General features: G+C 31.6%; 15 protein-coding genes. 4 read left to right on the forward strand and 11 right to left on the reverse strand.

The features are described from left to right. Window positions 1-12: 12 nt before the first annotated feature. From A8C32_RS02240 to A8C32_RS02255, 4 genes are all read left to right on the forward strand, one after another. A complete protein-coding gene (locus A8C32_RS02240; RefSeq protein WP_069828821.1) occupies window positions 13-2,862 on the forward strand; it encodes a TonB-dependent receptor in 2,850 nt (949 codons plus the stop codon). 10 nt (window positions 2,863-2,872) lie between these two features. Continuing rightward, window positions 2,873-4,522, forward strand: coding sequence for an SGNH/GDSL hydrolase family protein (locus A8C32_RS02245; protein WP_069828822.1), 1,650 nt, complete (start codon window positions 2,873-2,875; stop codon window positions 4,520-4,522). A 172-nt stretch (window positions 4,523-4,694) separates the two neighbouring features. Then, window positions 4,695-6,203 carry a F0F1 ATP synthase subunit beta gene (atpD, locus tag A8C32_RS02250; RefSeq protein WP_069828823.1) on the forward strand — a complete coding sequence of 503 codons (1,509 nt, stop codon included), beginning with the start codon at window positions 4,695-4,697 and terminating at the stop codon, window positions 6,201-6,203. A 79-nt stretch (window positions 6,204-6,282) separates the two neighbouring features. Then, window positions 6,283-6,561: a F0F1 ATP synthase subunit delta/epsilon gene (locus A8C32_RS02255; RefSeq protein WP_069828824.1), complete on the forward strand. Its 279-nt coding sequence runs from the start codon at window positions 6,283-6,285 to the stop codon at window positions 6,559-6,561. Window positions 6,562-6,617: 56 nt separating this feature from the next. Here A8C32_RS02255 and A8C32_RS02260 read toward each other — a convergent pair whose 3' ends face one another. The 11 genes from A8C32_RS02260 to A8C32_RS02310 form a co-directional block, all read right to left on the reverse strand. Continuing rightward, window positions 6,618-8,156 carry a polyamine aminopropyltransferase gene (locus A8C32_RS02260; protein ID WP_240491671.1) on the reverse strand — a complete coding sequence of 513 codons (1,539 nt, stop codon included), beginning with the start codon at window positions 8,154-8,156 and terminating at the stop codon, window positions 6,618-6,620. A gap of 11 nt (window positions 8,157-8,167) precedes the next feature. Next, window positions 8,168-8,938, reverse strand: a complete 771-nt coding sequence (locus A8C32_RS02265) for a hypothetical protein (RefSeq protein ID WP_069828825.1) — start codon at window positions 8,936-8,938, stop codon at window positions 8,168-8,170. A gap of 2 nt (window positions 8,939-8,940) precedes the next feature. Beyond that, on the reverse strand, window positions 8,941-9,426 hold the full coding sequence (locus tag A8C32_RS02270; protein WP_069828826.1) for a DUF4178 domain-containing protein: 486 nt from the start codon (window positions 9,424-9,426) through the stop codon (window positions 8,941-8,943). Between the two features lie 2 nt (window positions 9,427-9,428). Then, on the reverse strand, window positions 9,429-10,226 hold the full coding sequence (locus A8C32_RS02275; RefSeq protein ID WP_069828827.1) for an ion transporter: 798 nt from the start codon (window positions 10,224-10,226) through the stop codon (window positions 9,429-9,431). A gap of 3 nt (window positions 10,227-10,229) precedes the next feature. Continuing rightward, window positions 10,230-10,604: an adenosylmethionine decarboxylase gene (gene speD, locus A8C32_RS02280; protein ID WP_069828828.1), complete on the reverse strand. Its 375-nt coding sequence runs from the start codon at window positions 10,602-10,604 to the stop codon at window positions 10,230-10,232. A gap of 21 nt (window positions 10,605-10,625) precedes the next feature. Continuing rightward, entirely contained in the window at window positions 10,626-12,356 is a 1,731-nt protein-coding gene (locus A8C32_RS02285) for a sodium:solute symporter family protein (RefSeq protein ID WP_069828829.1), read from the reverse strand. A gap of 9 nt (window positions 12,357-12,365) precedes the next feature. After that, the gene (locus A8C32_RS02290; protein WP_069828830.1) at window positions 12,366-12,917 is read right to left on the reverse strand and encodes a GNAT family N-acetyltransferase; all 552 of its coding nucleotides are present in this window, start codon (window positions 12,915-12,917) and stop codon (window positions 12,366-12,368) included. Between the two features lie 10 nt (window positions 12,918-12,927). Further along, entirely contained in the window at window positions 12,928-13,368 is a 441-nt protein-coding gene (locus A8C32_RS02295) for a LexA family protein (protein ID WP_069828831.1), read from the reverse strand. A gap of 133 nt (window positions 13,369-13,501) precedes the next feature. Continuing rightward, window positions 13,502-14,767, reverse strand: a complete 1,266-nt coding sequence (locus A8C32_RS02300; protein WP_069828832.1) for a glycoside hydrolase family protein — start codon at window positions 14,765-14,767, stop codon at window positions 13,502-13,504. Window positions 14,768-14,849: 82 nt separating this feature from the next. Next, window positions 14,850-16,106, reverse strand: coding sequence for a Y-family DNA polymerase (locus A8C32_RS02305; RefSeq protein ID WP_069828833.1), 1,257 nt, complete (start codon window positions 16,104-16,106; stop codon window positions 14,850-14,852). A 34-nt stretch (window positions 16,107-16,140) separates the two neighbouring features. Beyond that, window positions 16,141-16,494 carry an arsenate reductase family protein gene (locus A8C32_RS02310; protein WP_069828834.1) on the reverse strand — a complete coding sequence of 118 codons (354 nt, stop codon included), beginning with the start codon at window positions 16,492-16,494 and terminating at the stop codon, window positions 16,141-16,143. Between the last annotated feature and the right edge of the window lie 15 nt (window positions 16,495-16,509).

Consider the following 16,509-nt stretch of genomic DNA (forward strand, 5'->3'; position numbering starts at 1 on the left):
TAACTCAAATAAATGAAAACAATACTACCTATTTTACTGTTATTCTTTTGTGGTTTATCTTATTCACAAACAACAATTACTGGCTCTGTTGTCGATAATAATAATCAGCCCATTCCTGGAGCAAATGTTATTATCACAGAAACAACGATCGGCGCCATAACCGATTTTGATGGAACATTTTCAATTACATCTCAACAAAATCCTCCTTTTACCCTTCAAGCAAGTAGTATAGGCTTTGAAACTACTACAGAAGAAATAACCTCTAGCAATCAAAAAATCATTTTGATTCTAAAAGAAGGTAATTCTTTGGACGAAGTTATTATTTCTGCATCTAGAACACCTGAGCGTATTTTCGAATCGCCAGTAACTGTAGAACGTTTTGGACTAAAAGAAATTAAAAACACAGCTTCTTCAGATTTTTATGATGGTTTAGAAAACCTAAAAGGTGTTGATATTAACACTAATAGTTTAACATTTAAATCCATAAATACAAGAGGTTTTGCAACATTTGCTAATACTCGTTTCATGCAGCTCGTTGATGGTATGGATAATGCAGCTCCAGCACTTAATTTCCCTCTAGGAAACTTATTAGGAATGGTAGAAACTGATGTACAAAGTGTAGAACTTTTACCAGGAGCAGCTTCTGCTCTATATGGTGCTAATGCTTTTAATGGTATTTTATTTATGCGTAGTAAAAGCCCTTTTGATCATTCAGGGATTAGTGCATATTACAAACAAGGTATTACTTCTCAAGAAGCTGCTGGCGATAATGATTATAAAGATTACGGTATCCGTATGGCATATAAATTCAATGAAAAATTTGCAGCTAAAGTAAATTTTAGCTATTTACAAGGAAGTGATTGGGTTGCTAATGATACAAGAGGCAAAGACCGAAGTTCAACTTTTATTAAAAATAATAGCACAAGACAAAATGATATTGATTATGATGGTGTAAACGTATATGGCGACTTAGTATCTACAAACCTTAGTACAGTTGCTTCAAATCCTGATTTTCTAGCCAACTTACCTAATCCTGCTTTAGCAAACTTATTACCTTCTGTAAATGTTAGTAGAACAGGTTACTATGAAGCCGATCTTACAGATTACGATGCAAAAAGCATTAAAACAGATTGGGGATTATATTTCAGACCTTGGGAAAATGATTTTGAAATACAATATGTTGGTAAAATAGGTTCTGGATCTACAGTTTACCAAGGTTCAAATAGATACTCTATTAAAAACTTCTTTTTACAACAACATAAATTAGAAATTAAAAATGACAACTTTTTTCTAAGAGGTTATATTACGGCAGATAACGCAGGAGATTCTTACGACTTAGTTTTTACAGGAGTAAATATTAATAGACAATGGAAATCTGATTCTGATTGGTTTGGTCAATATGCTGGTGCTTTTATTCAAGGTACTTTAGCTGGTTTAAATGCTAATCAAGCTCATGCTAATGCAAGAACTGTAGCTGATACAGGACGCTTTGAGCCCGGATCTGCACAATTTCAAAATGCCTTCAATACAGTAATAAACGATCCCGATGTTTTAACAGGTAGTAAATTTAGAGATGAATCTAAAATTTACCATGCAGATGCTAATTATAATTTCAGCCATCTTACAGATTTTGCTGAAATTCAAGTTGGAGGATCATATCGCCAATATCAGTTAAACTCTTTTGGTTCAATTTATACAGACAAACAAGGTGAAATTCCTTATTCTGAAGTTGGTGTATATACACAATTACAAAAGAAATTTTTGGAAGATGAGCGCCTAAAGCTTACTGCTTCAATACGCTATGATAAATCAGAACTTTTTGATGCTTTTTTCTCCCCAAGGTTATCTGTTGGATACGATTTAGGTGACGATGGTAATCATAATATTAGAGCTTCTGTACAAACAGGGTTTAGAAACCCAGATACTCAAGCATTATATATTGGATTCAATGTTGGACCTATAATTCTGTTAGGTAGTGCTCCAGATAATCCTCAAAGAGATTTAAGGTTAGCAACAACTACTAGTGCTGTAAACACACTTTCTCCTACTGGTGCTACAATTTTAGGAACAACCTCATATAGTTATGATGGTACTGGCGCGTATAATAATTCATTTAGTAGAAGTTCTGTTACAGATTTTGCAGCATCACGAAATCCAGCAGACTTAAAAACAGCAAATCCAGGCATAGTTAAACCAGAACAAGTAACCTCTTTAGAGCTAGGTTATCGTGGAAAATTAAATAAATTTATCGTAGATTTTAGTGCCTATTTAAATAAATATAAAGACTTTATTACTACAGTAGATGTTGTTAACCCATTTTATGGTAATGTAAATCTAGGTGATTTATCCCCAGATGGTGTTACACCAAATGCTATAGTAGCTGTTGCTAATCAAGATTTTCAAGCCTACAGAGCCTATACAAATACAACAGCAGACGTAAATTCCTATGGCACAGCTATAGGTGTATCTACTAAAATACTTGGAAACTATGATTTAGGGATGAATTATACCTATGCTAAATTAGATTTTGATCGTGATGCCAACCCAGATTTCCAAACCAATTTTAATACTCCAGAACATAAGATAAAAGCCTCTTTTGGAAATACAAACGTATATAAAAACTTAGGATTTAATCTTGCTTGGAGATGGAGTGATAATTATGTTTGGGAAGCCTCTTTTGCTACAGGTGAAGTTCCTGCTTACCATGTTATGGATGCCCAAGTTAATTATAGAGTACCAAGTTTAAAATCTACATTTAAAATTGGAGCTTCAAACCTTTTAGCTGATGAATATTTTACAGCTGTAGGTACTGGTCTAATAGGCTCTCAATACTATATTTCATGGACAATTAATAACCTATAAAAAGATAATTATGAATAATATTAAATATATATTGCTTTTTGTCCTATTAATAGGATTTTATGCTTGTAACGAAGATGATAATATCTTGCCAGAAGAAACTGTTTTACCTGAATTAACAACTGGAACCGCAGATTTTTCAAATTATGTAGCTCTTGGAGCATCATTTACAGCTGGTTTTACAGACGGTGCTTTATTTAGAGCATCACAAGAAAACTCATTTCCAAATATATTATCGAAAGAATTCGCTAAACTTGGTAATGATACATTTACCCTACCATTGATGAACGATAATATTGGAGGCCTTCTTATTGGCGGAACTGCTAACGATCGTTTTACTCCTAGACTTTATTTCTATAGTGATCAAGATGATACAGATAATTTTAGTTCTGGTCCTTATCCTTTAGGTGTTGTTCCTCATAAATTAGATTTTACTGCAGAAATACCAACTACAGAAGCTACAACCAAACTAAATGGAACATTTAGTAATATGGGAATCCCAGGAGCCAAAAGCTTTCACCTTTTATTTGATGGATACGGTAATCCTGCAAATTTAGCAACTGCAACGGCTAATCCCTATTTTGTAAGAATAGCATCAAATTCAACTGCTACAATTTTAGGTGATGCTATTGCACAAAACCCAACATTTTTCACATTATCTGAAATTGGAGGAAATGATGTTTTAGGTTACGCGACTTCTGGAGGTGATGGCTCTAACTTAATAACAGACGCATCCACATTTAACTCTGTATTTAATACATTAATTACTACGTTAACATCTACTGGTGCTAAAGGAGTTATTACAAATGTACCATATATAACAGACCTACCACATTTTACAACTGTTCCGTATAACCCACTTAGCCCATTAAACCCTAATTTTGGACCACAAATACCAACCCTTAATAATATTTTCGGGGCTTTAAATCAAGTTTTTGATGTCATAGATCCATCAAGAAAAATAGTCTTTTCACAAACAGCTGCCAGTCCAGTTGTTATTCATGACGAAACTTTACCAAATATAGCTACTTTAATAACAGGCGCACTAAATACAAGCCCTACTTTTCCAACTTTTGTAGAATCACTAGGGCTACCAATACAAGCCAGCCCTCTTATTGCTGGTTTGCTAGGGAAAGCTTATGGCCAGTCAAGGCAAGCAACAGAAAAAGATTTATTAGTACTACCAAGTAGCTCTATAATAGGCACTACTAATCAAGCCTCCGTATCTGCACTTATGGCTGCCAAAGTACCACAACAATTAGCAGAACAATTCTCTGCTGAAGGTATCACACTTCCATTAGCAGATAAATGGGTATTATTACCAAGTGAACTTAAAGAAATTAATAATGCAACAGATGCTTACAATGCAACTATTAAATCTGTAATAGATTCTAATGACAATATAGCTTTAGTTGATTTAAATAACATTTTGGCAGAATTAGCATCTGCAGGTATTAATTTTGATAATTTTAGTTTAAAATCAAATTTAGTTACAGGAGGAGCCATAAGTTTAGATGGCATTCATCTTACTGGTAGAGGTTATGCTTATATGGCAAATAAATTTTTAGAAGCTATTGATGCTAAATTTGGATCAAATTTTGTTGCATCTGGCAATGTTGCAAATGCCAATGATTACCCAACAAATTACTCTTCTGAACCATGATCAAAAAAACTAAAAAACTTAATAAAAAACACCTTCAAAATGAAGGTGTTTTTTATACCTGAAAAATGGAGCATTTTTGATGTAAAAATTTAAATTAAAAACTATATCTTTGCACGCGAAAACTAAAAACGTTTTCATACAATTAAATCGCATAATATTAAATACATAAGTAATGTCTAAAGTTACAGGTAAAGTTGCACAAATAGTAGGTCCAGTTATCGATGTTGAATTCGGAGCAGGTTCAGAGCTTCCAAAAATTTATGATTCATTAGAAATTAAAAGACCTGATGGTTCTTTATTAGTATTAGAAGTACAATCTCATATTGGAGAAGATACTGTTCGTACTATTGCCATGGATTCATCAGATGGTTTAAGTAGAGGAACTGAAGTTACTGCAACAGGCGCTCCTATACAAATGCCAATTGGTGATGATGTATACGGACGTTTATTTAATGTTATTGGAGATGCTATTGATGGTCTTGGGGATTTACCCAAAGCTGGAGAAGCTGGGTTACCAATTCACCGTCAAGCTCCTAAATTTGAAGATTTATCAACTTCTACAGAAGTTTTATTTACAGGTATTAAAGTAATTGACCTTATTGAGCCTTATGCAAAAGGTGGTAAAATTGGTTTATTTGGTGGTGCTGGTGTAGGTAAAACAGTATTAATTCAAGAGTTGATTAACAATATAGCAAAAGGACATGGTGGTCTTTCTGTATTTGCAGGCGTTGGAGAACGTACTCGTGAAGGGAATGATTTACTGCGTGAAATGTTAGAGTCTGGGATTATTCGTTATGGTGATGATTTCATGCATTCTATGGAAGATGGAGGATGGGATTTATCTAAAGTAGATAAATCTAAAATGAAAGAATCTAAAGCGACTTTCGTATTTGGACAAATGAATGAGCCTCCTGGAGCACGTGCACGTGTTGCATTATCTGGCTTAACAATTGCTGAATATTTCCGTGATGGTGCTGGTGAAGGACAAGGAAAAGATGTATTATTCTTCGTAGATAATATATTCCGTTTTACACAAGCTGGTTCTGAGGTATCCGCGCTACTTGGTCGTATGCCTTCTGCGGTAGGTTACCAACCAACATTAGCAACAGAAATGGGTGCGATGCAAGAGCGTATTACATCGACAAAAAGAGGTTCTATTACATCTGTACAAGCGGTTTACGTACCTGCAGATGATTTAACAGATCCTGCTCCAGCAACAACCTTTGCTCACTTAGATGCAACAACTGTATTATCTCGTAAAATTGCTGAGCTTGGTATTTATCCTGCTGTAGATCCATTAGATTCTACTTCAAGAATTTTAACTGCTGATATTTTAGGTGACGAGCATTATGATTGTGCACAACGTGTAAAAGAGCTATTACAACGTTATAAAGAATTACAGGATATCATTGCTATTCTTGGTATGGAAGAATTATCTGAAGAAGATAAAATGGCAGTAGGTAGAGCAAGACGTGTACAACGTTTCTTATCGCAACCATTCCACGTAGCAGAACAGTTTACTGGACTTAAAGGTGTTTTAGTAGATATTAAAGAAACCATTAAAGGGTTTAACATGATTATGGATGGAGAGTTAGATCATCTTCCAGAAGCAGCTTTTAACCTTAAAGGAACTATTGAAGAAGCTATCGAAGCTGGAGAAAAAATGTTAGCTGAGGCGTAAAACTAGTAGACAGTTTGCAGTAGTAGTTTGCAGTGAGCAACTGAATACTGAAAACTGAATACTAAATACTAAAGAAACTATGTATTTAGAAATTGTATCACCTGAAGCTAAATTATTTGGCGGAGAAGTAACTAGTGTTATTGTACCAGGAATGAATGGTGAATTTGAAATATTAAATAACCATGCACCTATTGTATCTATACTTAAGGGCGGTTTTGTTAAAATTTCGGGAAACGTAGAATTAAATGAAGACGTTCAAGATAAATTTACTAAAGGTGATAATAACTCTACCTTATTGAAAATAAACTCTGGAACATTAGAAATGAAAGATAATAAAGTTATTGTATTAGCTGATTAACTTCTTTTCATTTTAAAATATATTAAAAAGCGTAAAACTTATGTTTCACGCTTTTTTTAGTATAAATCCCAATTCCCTTCTTGATAGTATAAGTATAGCTTAGGACTAAATATTGTATTTACTTTAATTCCTGTAGTATCAATTAAAGGTTTGCCAAAAGATGTGAGCGCTGTTATAGAGCTTTTATTAAGCCATTTCAACTCTATACTACTTAGGTTAATTTTATTCAAATCTGAAGACTCTATAGGCTCTTTTTTAGCCATAATCCATCCCCACTCACCTAATGTTAAAACCTGATTATGCATAGGCAATGTATAAAATCCTGAACTCTGCAATGTTTTATTTATACAATAAAAAGCTTTTGTAGCATAATATGGGCTTCCAGATTGTGTAATAAATGTCCCTTTAGCATCTAAACGTTTATAGCATAAATTATAAAATTCCTTAGTATATAGTTTGTTTAAATCTATATTATTGGGGTCTGGCAAATCTACCAAAATAACATCATAAATAGATTTAGTGTTTTCTAAAAAAGTAAAAGCATCGCCAACTACAGTACTTACTTTACTATTGTTAAGTGCATTATTATTTAAGGATTTAAAAATGGTATTTTCTTTCCCTAAACTCAGCATTTTTTTATCTAAATCTACTAAAGTGATTTTTACAATATCCTCATATTTTAATAACTCTCTAACAATACAACCGTCACCTCCACCAAGAATTAAAATATTATCTTTTTTTTTGGTAACACCTAAAGTTGTATGCACCATAGGTTCATGATATAAATATTCATCGAACGTTGATAATTGTTGATTACCGTTAATATATAATGAATACCATTCTTTCCATTTAGTAATTACTATTTTTTGATATTTAGTTTGTTCAGAAAAAACAATCTTGTCCTTATACTTAGCTTGCTCACCAAATAAAACTAAAGGTTTTGCAAAAATTAAGCCCGCTAATATTATCAAAAAAACACTAACATATAATATGGTAACTAATCGCCGTAACGTTTTTGAAATTTCACTTCGCAATACATAAAAAAGCCAAAAAGAGATTATTAAGTTTAAAAAGCCTAAAACAAATGGTGTATAAGTAAGCCCTAAATGCGGCAAACCTACAAAGGCAAAAAACAAACCTCCCAATAAGCTTCCGTAGTAATCTTTCTCTAAAATGTTAGAAATATTTAAACGTAACTCTTCAAAATCATTATTTATTCTTGTCGCAAACGGAATTTCTAATCCAATAAGCAACCCAATAATAATAGATAATGAATAAATGACCAGCCATGACACATTAGTAAAACCATAAATTAAATAGGATGCAATGGCAGAAAATGACACTAACACTGATAAGACCAATTCTGTTATCACAAAATAGAATATAATATTAGCATTAAAAGATTTGCTTAATCTGCTTCCCAAACCCATAGCAAATAACATAATAGATACTATAAGCGTAAATTGTAAAATAGCATTTCCTATAAAGTAAGATGCTAGGGTAGATAAAATATATTCCGCAACTATACCACTAAAACCTGTAGCAAATAAAGCTGTTTTTAATACAAACGATTTTCTTTTATTTGAAATTCTCAAGTGCTATTATTTTACTTTCCAAAACCTCCAGATCGAGATCGAGTACTTGAAGCTCCATTATAACGAGATGAACTTGCGCTCTTTTTACTCGATGAAAAAGATCTCCAAGAGGAACTATTTTTCCTTCTAGCAAAAAAACCTGATCTTTTCCTCTTTTGATATGCACTGTTTGTACCATATCGACTAGTTCCATTTATATTTTCTCCATAATATGTTTTCCCAGACGCATTATAAACTCTATTTGTTGAATAATCTCGTTGATAGGCAGGTCTTCTTAACATCCAATACCAAAACAAACCTGAAGAATGATGTGAACGCCATACTCTACCATGTGTTGAACTGCTCTTCGTAGAAGTGCTATCTGTAGATTTTTCTTGCTCCCATTCACCGTGTTCTGTATTGCCTACTGCCCAATCAAAACCTACTGGTTTGGCTATTCGAGAAAGTTTGTTATTATGACTTGAAACAATTTCCATTCCTAAATCATTTTCATGTTTTATAAAGAAACTTTTATTAACTGGTTCCCAATCTAAAGAATCAACAATCAAAGAATCTTTTTCTACTTTTAAAACATGATATTTATGTTGAAATAACAGTTTATCTCCTTTTTCAGAAACATTCATATCACTCAAAACTAATGAGAAATCCGAGCCTTTTAAATCTCGTATTAGTCTTTCTGAATATTCTTCTGTAACTGTTACCGATGGTTTTTCTGTTTTCCCACATGCAGTTATTATTAAACTAGCTATTGTTATTAAGAAAAATTTATATCGCAATTCCATGATCAATTCGGTGTTATCTTTTTTATACTTTTTGTTTTTATTTCTTCTCCATAGAAGACTTCATATTTACCATCTCCCCAATCTTCAATCGTTAAAACATCATCACTTTTGTTATAAAACATATATGATTTTAAGTTTTCCCAAGATCCTCGATTAGTAAGATTTTTATAGGCTCCTTTATAGTGTTCTTCAAGAAAAAATTGATCATTAAAAACAATCACTTCTTCTGTATTAATAGCGTCTCTCAATATGTAATCATCTAAAGATATTGCTTTACTAAAATAAATTTCATAATCACCTTTAAGTACTTCTACTTCTAAAAAAGCCTCTTCACTCTTTTCAGATTTTAAAATGTATTCAATACTTCTTCCATCACCATTCCAATCATATTCGGCAATTTCAGAAATTCTCCAAATAGCTTTTTTTAACTTAAAAGTAAACCCTTCCTTTAATTTATCAAGTTTAAATATTTCTTTTTTACCAAACATAATTAATGACTTTCTACACTTTTACCGCAATGAGGACACTCTTTACTTACTTTACCTTTCTGTACTTCTTCTATATAAGCAGAACTTATAATTCCTGTTGGTAAAGCGACAATACCTATACCCAACAAAGCAATAATACCACTTAAGAACTTACCAAAACCTGTTATTGGATAAATATCTCCATAACCTACTGTTGTTAAAGTAGCAACTGCCCACCAAAGAGCTTGTCCAATATTATTAAAGGCTTCTGGTTGCGCTTCATTTTCTATATTATACATTAATGTTGAAGCTAATACTAATAAAATAAAAACCATAAAAACAGTTACCAATATATCATTTTTAGTATTTTTAAGAACAGTGCCTATTAGTCGAAGTGATTTGGAATGTCTGTTTAATTTTAATAATCTAAGCAGACGAAGTAGCCTTAATACTCGTACTACTCTTAAATCTATCTTCATTAAATAAGGCAAATAAAATGGTAATATGGATAATAAATCTACCAAACCAAGAAAAGAGAATATGTATTTTAACCTAGCTCTAATTGGCGATAATGTTGGGTATTGCAAATCTGCCACCCAGACCCTTATAATATATTCTATTGAAAAAACAATAATTGAGACCAGTTCTATCCCATAAAACAACAGTCCATATTGCTCATTAATGGATCTATAAGATTCTAAAAAAATAGTGATAACATTAAGTAATATAAGTATACATATAAAATATTCTACAAAATGATCGCCCTTTTTATTACCTCTTTCTTCATCTATAAGCAAGAATATTTTTTTCTTTAACTTCATATTCTAAACTTTAAAATCTTCTATATTTTTTAGGCTTCCTCTTTTAATAACCTCTTGACTTAACCTTTCAGCCTTAAACTCTTCTTTTAACCACTCTAAACCTTTCTTTAAATTATAAGACTTGTTGCATGTAAAAAAATCTATAGCTATATAATTATGCTCTGGCCATGTATGAATAGCGATGTGACTTTCTTCTATAACAATAACACCACTAACACCAATTGGAGAAAAAGAATGAATTGTAGTATTAACAACAGTTAAATTTAATATTCGAGCTGCTTTTAAAAGAGTATCTTCTATAAATTGACAAGAGCTTATTTTATCTGATTTACAACCATAAAAATCTACTGTTGTTTGATGACCTAAAAATGTATCCATAAATTTAAAGTCCTGCTATATTTATACTATTTTCTTCCAATTTTTAACTAATAGTCCAGAACATACTATAGCCAATATAGTTAACTCTACAGCTAGAATGGTTTTCCCATAGATAAAGTAACCAGTTGCAAACAAAATACTATAAGTCCCTATAACCCCTAGGAAGAAAGCTAGAATTTTATATCCTATATTTTTAAACTTACTCTCTTTACCATAAACTAAGGCTTCAAATTTCTGTAAAATTTCCACGTCACTTTCTTTGGTTAAAAGCGTTACTAAAATCCACCCAATAGTTGTAATTAATACACCATATACTAATTGCATATACCCTTCTATTTCAAACCAAGGTATTTCTAATTTTCCATTTACAAAAAAAACAACTGCTATAACAAAAGAAATTACCATTGCAGCAATTTCACTATACGGATTAATACGTTTCCAGAACCAACGCATAATAAATAAAAGCCCTGTACCTGCTCCTATTTGTAACAACAAATTAAAGACATCTGCCGCAGATTTAATAAAAAAGGAAAATAATGCAGCACAAACCATTAATAAAACAGTAGAAATTCTACCAATTAATACTTTTTGTTTTTCTGATGCTTCTTTGTTAACAAATCTGCCATAAAAATCATTAACAATATATGAACTTCCCCAATTTAATTGTGTTGAAATGGTACTCATAAACGCCGCAATTAAAGATGTTAAAACAATACCTATTAATCCTGCTGGTAAATACGTCATCATAGCAGCATATGCAACATCATGTCCTTGCAAATCTTTATTTAAATTTGGAAAAGCTGTATTAATACTTTCCAAGCTTGGAAAAATAACTAATGACGCTAAGCCTACTACAATCCATGGCCATGGTCGCAATGCATAATGTGCAAAATTGAAAAACAATGTTGCCCAAGTTGCATTTTTCTCGTCTTTAGCAGCCAACATACGTTGTGCTATATAACCTCCTCCTCCTGGCTCTGCTCCTGGATACCAAGTACTCCACCATTGCACCGCTAAAGGAATTATAAATAAGGTTATTAATGCTTTTTTATCTGAAAAGTCTGGAAGAATATTTAATTTACCCACTACGTTTTCATGAGTTAACAATATTTGCATACCTCCAATTTTTGGTAAATTTACAATATAAATAGTTGCCCAAATAGATCCAACCATAGCTATTATAAACTGAAGAAAGTCTGTAAGTAAGACCCCTTTTAATCCGCCTAACGAAGAATAAATAATCACAATTATTGATGAATATAAAAGCGCCTCTTCTTGAGAGATCCCCAGCAAAATATTAGCAATTTTAGCACCTGCTAAACAGACACCAGCCATAGTTATAATATTAAAAATAACACCTAAATAAATAGCACGAAAACCCCTTAAAAAACTTGCCGATTTCCCTGAATATCGTAATTCATAAAATTCTAAATCTGTTGAAATCCCCGATTTTCGCCACAATTTTGCATAAAAAAATACGGTAAGCATTCCTGTTAGCAACATAGCCCACCACACCCAGTTTCCTGATACTCCATTTGTTCTAACCAACTCGGTTACCAACCCTGGGGTATCGGCAGCAAATGTAGTTGCCACCATAGAGACACCTAATAACCACCAAGGCATATTACGACCTGACAAGAAAAATTCTGTTGAATTTTCCCCAGCTTGTCTGGACACCCACACACCTATAAAAAGTGTAATTACAAAAAAGACTATTATTATACCAATGTCTAAGGTTGATAAGTTTACCATAAAATAAAATTAGCTTACTTCTTTTATATTCCAGCTCAAAATTTTCCAATCTTGATTATTAAAAGAGTATGAATATAAGATTTTAAATCCAATAGATAAATGCGCTCCCAATGATCGTTCATTTTTACTATCAACTTCCGTTACAATACAATCATATTTATGTTTTAATATTTCTTTCATCCTACTATAAAGACTTTTAAAAACACCTTGTTTTCTATATGATTTATCAATACAAATTTGTCCCATTACAATATATTTTATGCCTTTTCTTATGTTATCTTCAATATTATCAAACATGGGTTTTAAAACATCAATTTCATCCTTAAAATCCTTAGCCATGCATAAAGCATACCCTACTACCCTATTATTACTTTTTGCAATAATATGAGCACACTTATTATTCATTAATTTTAAAATTTCAAATGTATGATGTACAGTTACAAAGCCTTCTTTTTTCTTTTCTTGATCTGAAATTGAAGTTGATAAATTTAATTCCTGTAACTCTAGAATTTGCTGTAGTTCTTCTGTAGTTTCTATTCTTTTATAAATGATATTTTTCATTTACATATAACTATACTTTTTTAATGACATTAGTAACAATTCCCCAAATAACAAAATCATTTTCTTGAGTGATTTTTATAATAGGATAATTAGGGTTCTCGGGTTTTAACCAAACCTCGTCCTTATCTACTTTTAAGCGTTTTACTGTAAACTCTCCATCAAGAAAGCATACTGCAATTTTATTATTTGTAGGTTCAAGACTTCTATCTATAACTAATAGATCATCATCATCAAGTCCTGCTCCAATCATAGATTGACCACTTACACGTGCAAAAAAAGTAGCTTCTTTATTTTTTACAAGTTCTTTATCTAAAGATAACCGCTGTTCTTTAAAATCTTCTGCAGGTGAAGGAAATCCTGCTGAAATTCCTGTATTAAAAAAAGGAGTCCCTAAACTATTTGTTTCTTTCGGCGTAAAAAAAGTTAGAGCATTAGATTTATGTAACATCATTTAAAAAAGCTTTGGCTTTAAAGTTAATAAAGATTAAGCATTATATCACTAGTAACTACAACTATTTATCAAAGAACCCCTAATTGTATAATGATCCAATTAGGGGTTCTACTACTTTTAAACCTTTATTTAATTATTTTATCACTAAAATCTTTTGTTTCCTTAAATTTATATCTTCTCCTGAAACCTTTATATCATCCTCAGATGGTAATTCAACCGTGTAAGATTTTAAATTAGAAAAAACAGGAGCTACCGATGGTCCATACACACCTGCTTCGGCCTTTTTTTTCTTTTTATCTTTTTTAACTTTTTTTCCTACAAACTTCTTAAGTTCTTCTGGCACATATTTAATGTTTTTTTGAGATAACACCGCAGTACTATTACTATATTTCATTGATAAATTTTCCATCTTCGAACCATAAAACACTCCTTTTGCTCTACGTTTAGAATCTTTAGCAACAAATCCTTCTCTCAAAAATACAACCCATGCACTTCCAATAGATTTAGCCCCGTTAACTAAAACTCTTCCATTAATTATTGAATGCGGTTGCAATAATACAGCTGCTTTACCTTTTTTACTTACTACATTTTGTATAACAATATTATCAAGACCTACATTATATTTTCTTCCTGTATGTGCTTCAATACGGCAAGTCATTCCGCCCTCACAAACTAAATTTTTAAGCAAAATGTTTTCTCCTACATTTGTTTGCGCTAAACCATAACCTTGATCTGCTCCCGTCATAGAGATATTAGTTACTGTAACATTTTTAGCTCTATGCATATTGGTTTTTCCATTTTTCTGTAAATTAAAAGCTATGGAAGACCCAAATGTAAGTTCATCATCTATAGTAAAGTTTTGAATTAACAAATTCTCAACCCGCCCTATACTAAATACTCTACGATGCTTTAAGTCTATTTGTTTTAAAATAAATTTAGGACGGTTTTGGGCATTTCCTTCTCCTATTATACTTACGTTTCTTATTTGTCCTTCATCTTCCAATCTACCTATCATGAAAAAAGACTTTTCCCCTCTAGCTCTTATAGAGGACAAAGGAAATTTAATAACTGTATTTTTTTCAAAACGTAAATGTATGTTTGATTTTACTTTCACTTGAAAAAACTCATAATTCCCTGAAGGAATTTGAATAATACCCCCTCCTTTTCTAGAAACTTTTTCTATAAGTGCATTCAATCTATCTGAAGTTCCCCTTTTTTTAAACTTGAATACTGGTAGATTACTTGTATTTATTTCTTTATAACCAGCATCTTCTCTTCGATAAGGCTTAGGGTTAGACTCTTCTATATCTGAAATATCTTGATCATTATTCTGAGCAATATTCGTAGTTATTGTAAATAAGCAAAATATTGCAAAGACTACTATCTTTAATTTTATCATATTCTAGATTTTATTTACAATTTAGACTCTATTTAACATAAAAGGATTAAACCTATTTTTCAACTTACTAATAACTTATCTTTTATTTCACTTTAATAATATCTTTAATATTAGTTGTATATCTTGGAGATAATCGCTCCTGCCTCATTTTCCATGTTCGTTTTAAATCTTGATTTCCCAGTTTTACTTTATAATTCTCATACTTTTTATTTAACTTATCTATAGCATGCATTAAAGGTTTATGCTTTGGATTTTCATTATCAAACATCTGTAATTGATAATTATCTGTTGGCACCAAACCTGTAACGCCTACTCCTGCTCTTTTGTATTTTACACCTGTTTTATAAATATGTGAAACTGCTAGAACTGCTTGCTGACTAATAATTAAGCTCGAATCTGTAGGATACGGCAAACTTATTACTTGACTTGCTCTATGCTGCTCTAAATCCTTTTTATGCCTATCACTACTTAAAGTCACATAAATCATATAACAACTAGAACCCTGTTTTCTTAACTTTTCTGCACAACTTGTTGCAAAAGTCGAAATACGTTCTTTTATATTATCTATATCTGAAAACGTATACTCAAAACTTCTGGTTGTAGCGATAGCACGTTTAGTGGTAACTTCATCTAACTTTATTTTGGAAACACCTTCTAAATCCTTTTTTAACTTCCAACCTGTTATAGAAAAGTTTTTACGAACCCATTCATCGGGGAGTTTCACAAAATCAAAGGCTGTCTTACAACCTTTTGCTTGTAGTCGTTTTTGCAATCCATGACCTACCCCCCAAACATCTTCAAGTTTTATCCACCTTAAGGCTTTAATTCTTTTTTCTTCAGAATCTATAACATAAACTCCTTTTGTTTTTTCAGGAAACTTTCTAGCTATTTTATTTGCTACTTTACTCAAAGCTTTTGTTGGCGCAATACCTACACAAGTTGGAATACCTGTCCATTTTAAAATACGTTGTCGAATTTGATTTCCGTAATCAACAAAATTATAATTATCGAAACCTTTAAATTCTAAAAAAGCTTCATCTATACTATATATTTCAACATCTGGTGTAAACTGTTCTAGAATAGTCATAACACGGCTACTCATATCTCCATATAATGGATAATTCGAAGAAAACACCTCTATATTATTAGCTTTGCAAAATGCATCCCATTTAAAAATAGGTGCTCCCATAGGTAAATTTAAAATTTTTGCTTCGTCACTTCTAGAAATAACACACCCGTCATTATTACTCAAAATAGCAATAGGTTTGTTGCGTAAATTTGGATTAAAAGCACGTTCGCAAGACGCATAAAAGTTATTACAATCTACTAAAGCATACATATATATATAAAAGTACAAAATTTGACACAAATCTTTAAGAGTCAATAAAACCCTTAACTGCTTCTATTGTTTTTTTAGAATTTCCTATAAAAATAGAATCATTAACTATAATTACAGGTCTACTTAAAAATGTATAATGTTCTAATATGTAATGTTTATAATCTCGTTCTTCCAATTTTTGGTTTTTTAAATCCATTTCCTTGTAAAGCTTAGAGCGTTTACTAAAAAGTGATTCATAGCTTCCTGAGAGCGCTTTCATCTGCTCCAATTGCTCTACCGTTATTTCTTCATTTTTAATGTCTTGTAGAATAAATTCTGACGACAGATTTAATTCTTTTAAAATTCTAATACAGGTACTACACGTCTTTAAATAATATACTTTTTTCATCTTAATTAATGTTTT

This window comes from Flavivirga aquatica (assembly GCF_001747085.1).
Taxonomy (GTDB): Bacteria; Bacteroidota; Bacteroidia; order Flavobacteriales; family Flavobacteriaceae; genus Algibacter_C; species Algibacter_C aquatica.

Bases quoted from the DNA above. Each gene is read 5' to 3' on its own strand.
- A8C32_RS02240 (WP_069828821.1), top strand. From the start codon at position 13: ATGAAAACAATACTACCTATTTTACTGTTATTCTTTTGTGGTTTATCT.
- A8C32_RS02300 (WP_069828832.1), bottom strand. From the start codon at position 14,767: ATGATAAAATTAAAGATAGTAGTCTTTGCAATATTTTGCTTATTTACA.
- A8C32_RS02290 (WP_069828830.1), bottom strand. From the start codon at position 12,917: ATGAAAAATATCATTTATAAAAGAATAGAAACTACAGAAGAACTACAG.
- A8C32_RS02305 (WP_069828833.1), bottom strand. From the start codon at position 16,106: ATGTATGCTTTAGTAGATTGTAATAACTTTTATGCGTCTTGCGAACGT.
- A8C32_RS02310 (WP_069828834.1), bottom strand. From the start codon at position 16,494: ATGAAAAAAGTATATTATTTAAAGACGTGTAGTACCTGTATTAGAATT.
- A8C32_RS02270 (WP_069828826.1), bottom strand. From the start codon at position 9,426: ATGTTTGGTAAAAAAGAAATATTTAAACTTGATAAATTAAAGGAAGGG.
- A8C32_RS02275 (WP_069828827.1), bottom strand. From the start codon at position 10,226: ATGAAGTTAAAGAAAAAAATATTCTTGCTTATAGATGAAGAAAGAGGT.
- A8C32_RS02285 (WP_069828829.1), bottom strand. From the start codon at position 12,356: ATGGTAAACTTATCAACCTTAGACATTGGTATAATAATAGTCTTTTTT.
- A8C32_RS02295 (WP_069828831.1), bottom strand. From the start codon at position 13,368: ATGATGTTACATAAATCTAATGCTCTAACTTTTTTTACGCCGAAAGAA.
- A8C32_RS02265 (WP_069828825.1), bottom strand. From the start codon at position 8,938: ATGGAATTGCGATATAAATTTTTCTTAATAACAATAGCTAGTTTAATA.
- A8C32_RS02245 (WP_069828822.1), top strand. From the start codon at position 2,873: ATGAATAATATTAAATATATATTGCTTTTTGTCCTATTAATAGGATTT.
- atpD (WP_069828823.1), top strand. From the start codon at position 4,695: ATGTCTAAAGTTACAGGTAAAGTTGCACAAATAGTAGGTCCAGTTATC.
- A8C32_RS02255 (WP_069828824.1), top strand. From the start codon at position 6,283: ATGTATTTAGAAATTGTATCACCTGAAGCTAAATTATTTGGCGGAGAA.
- speD (WP_069828828.1), bottom strand. From the start codon at position 10,604: ATGGATACATTTTTAGGTCATCAAACAACAGTAGATTTTTATGGTTGT.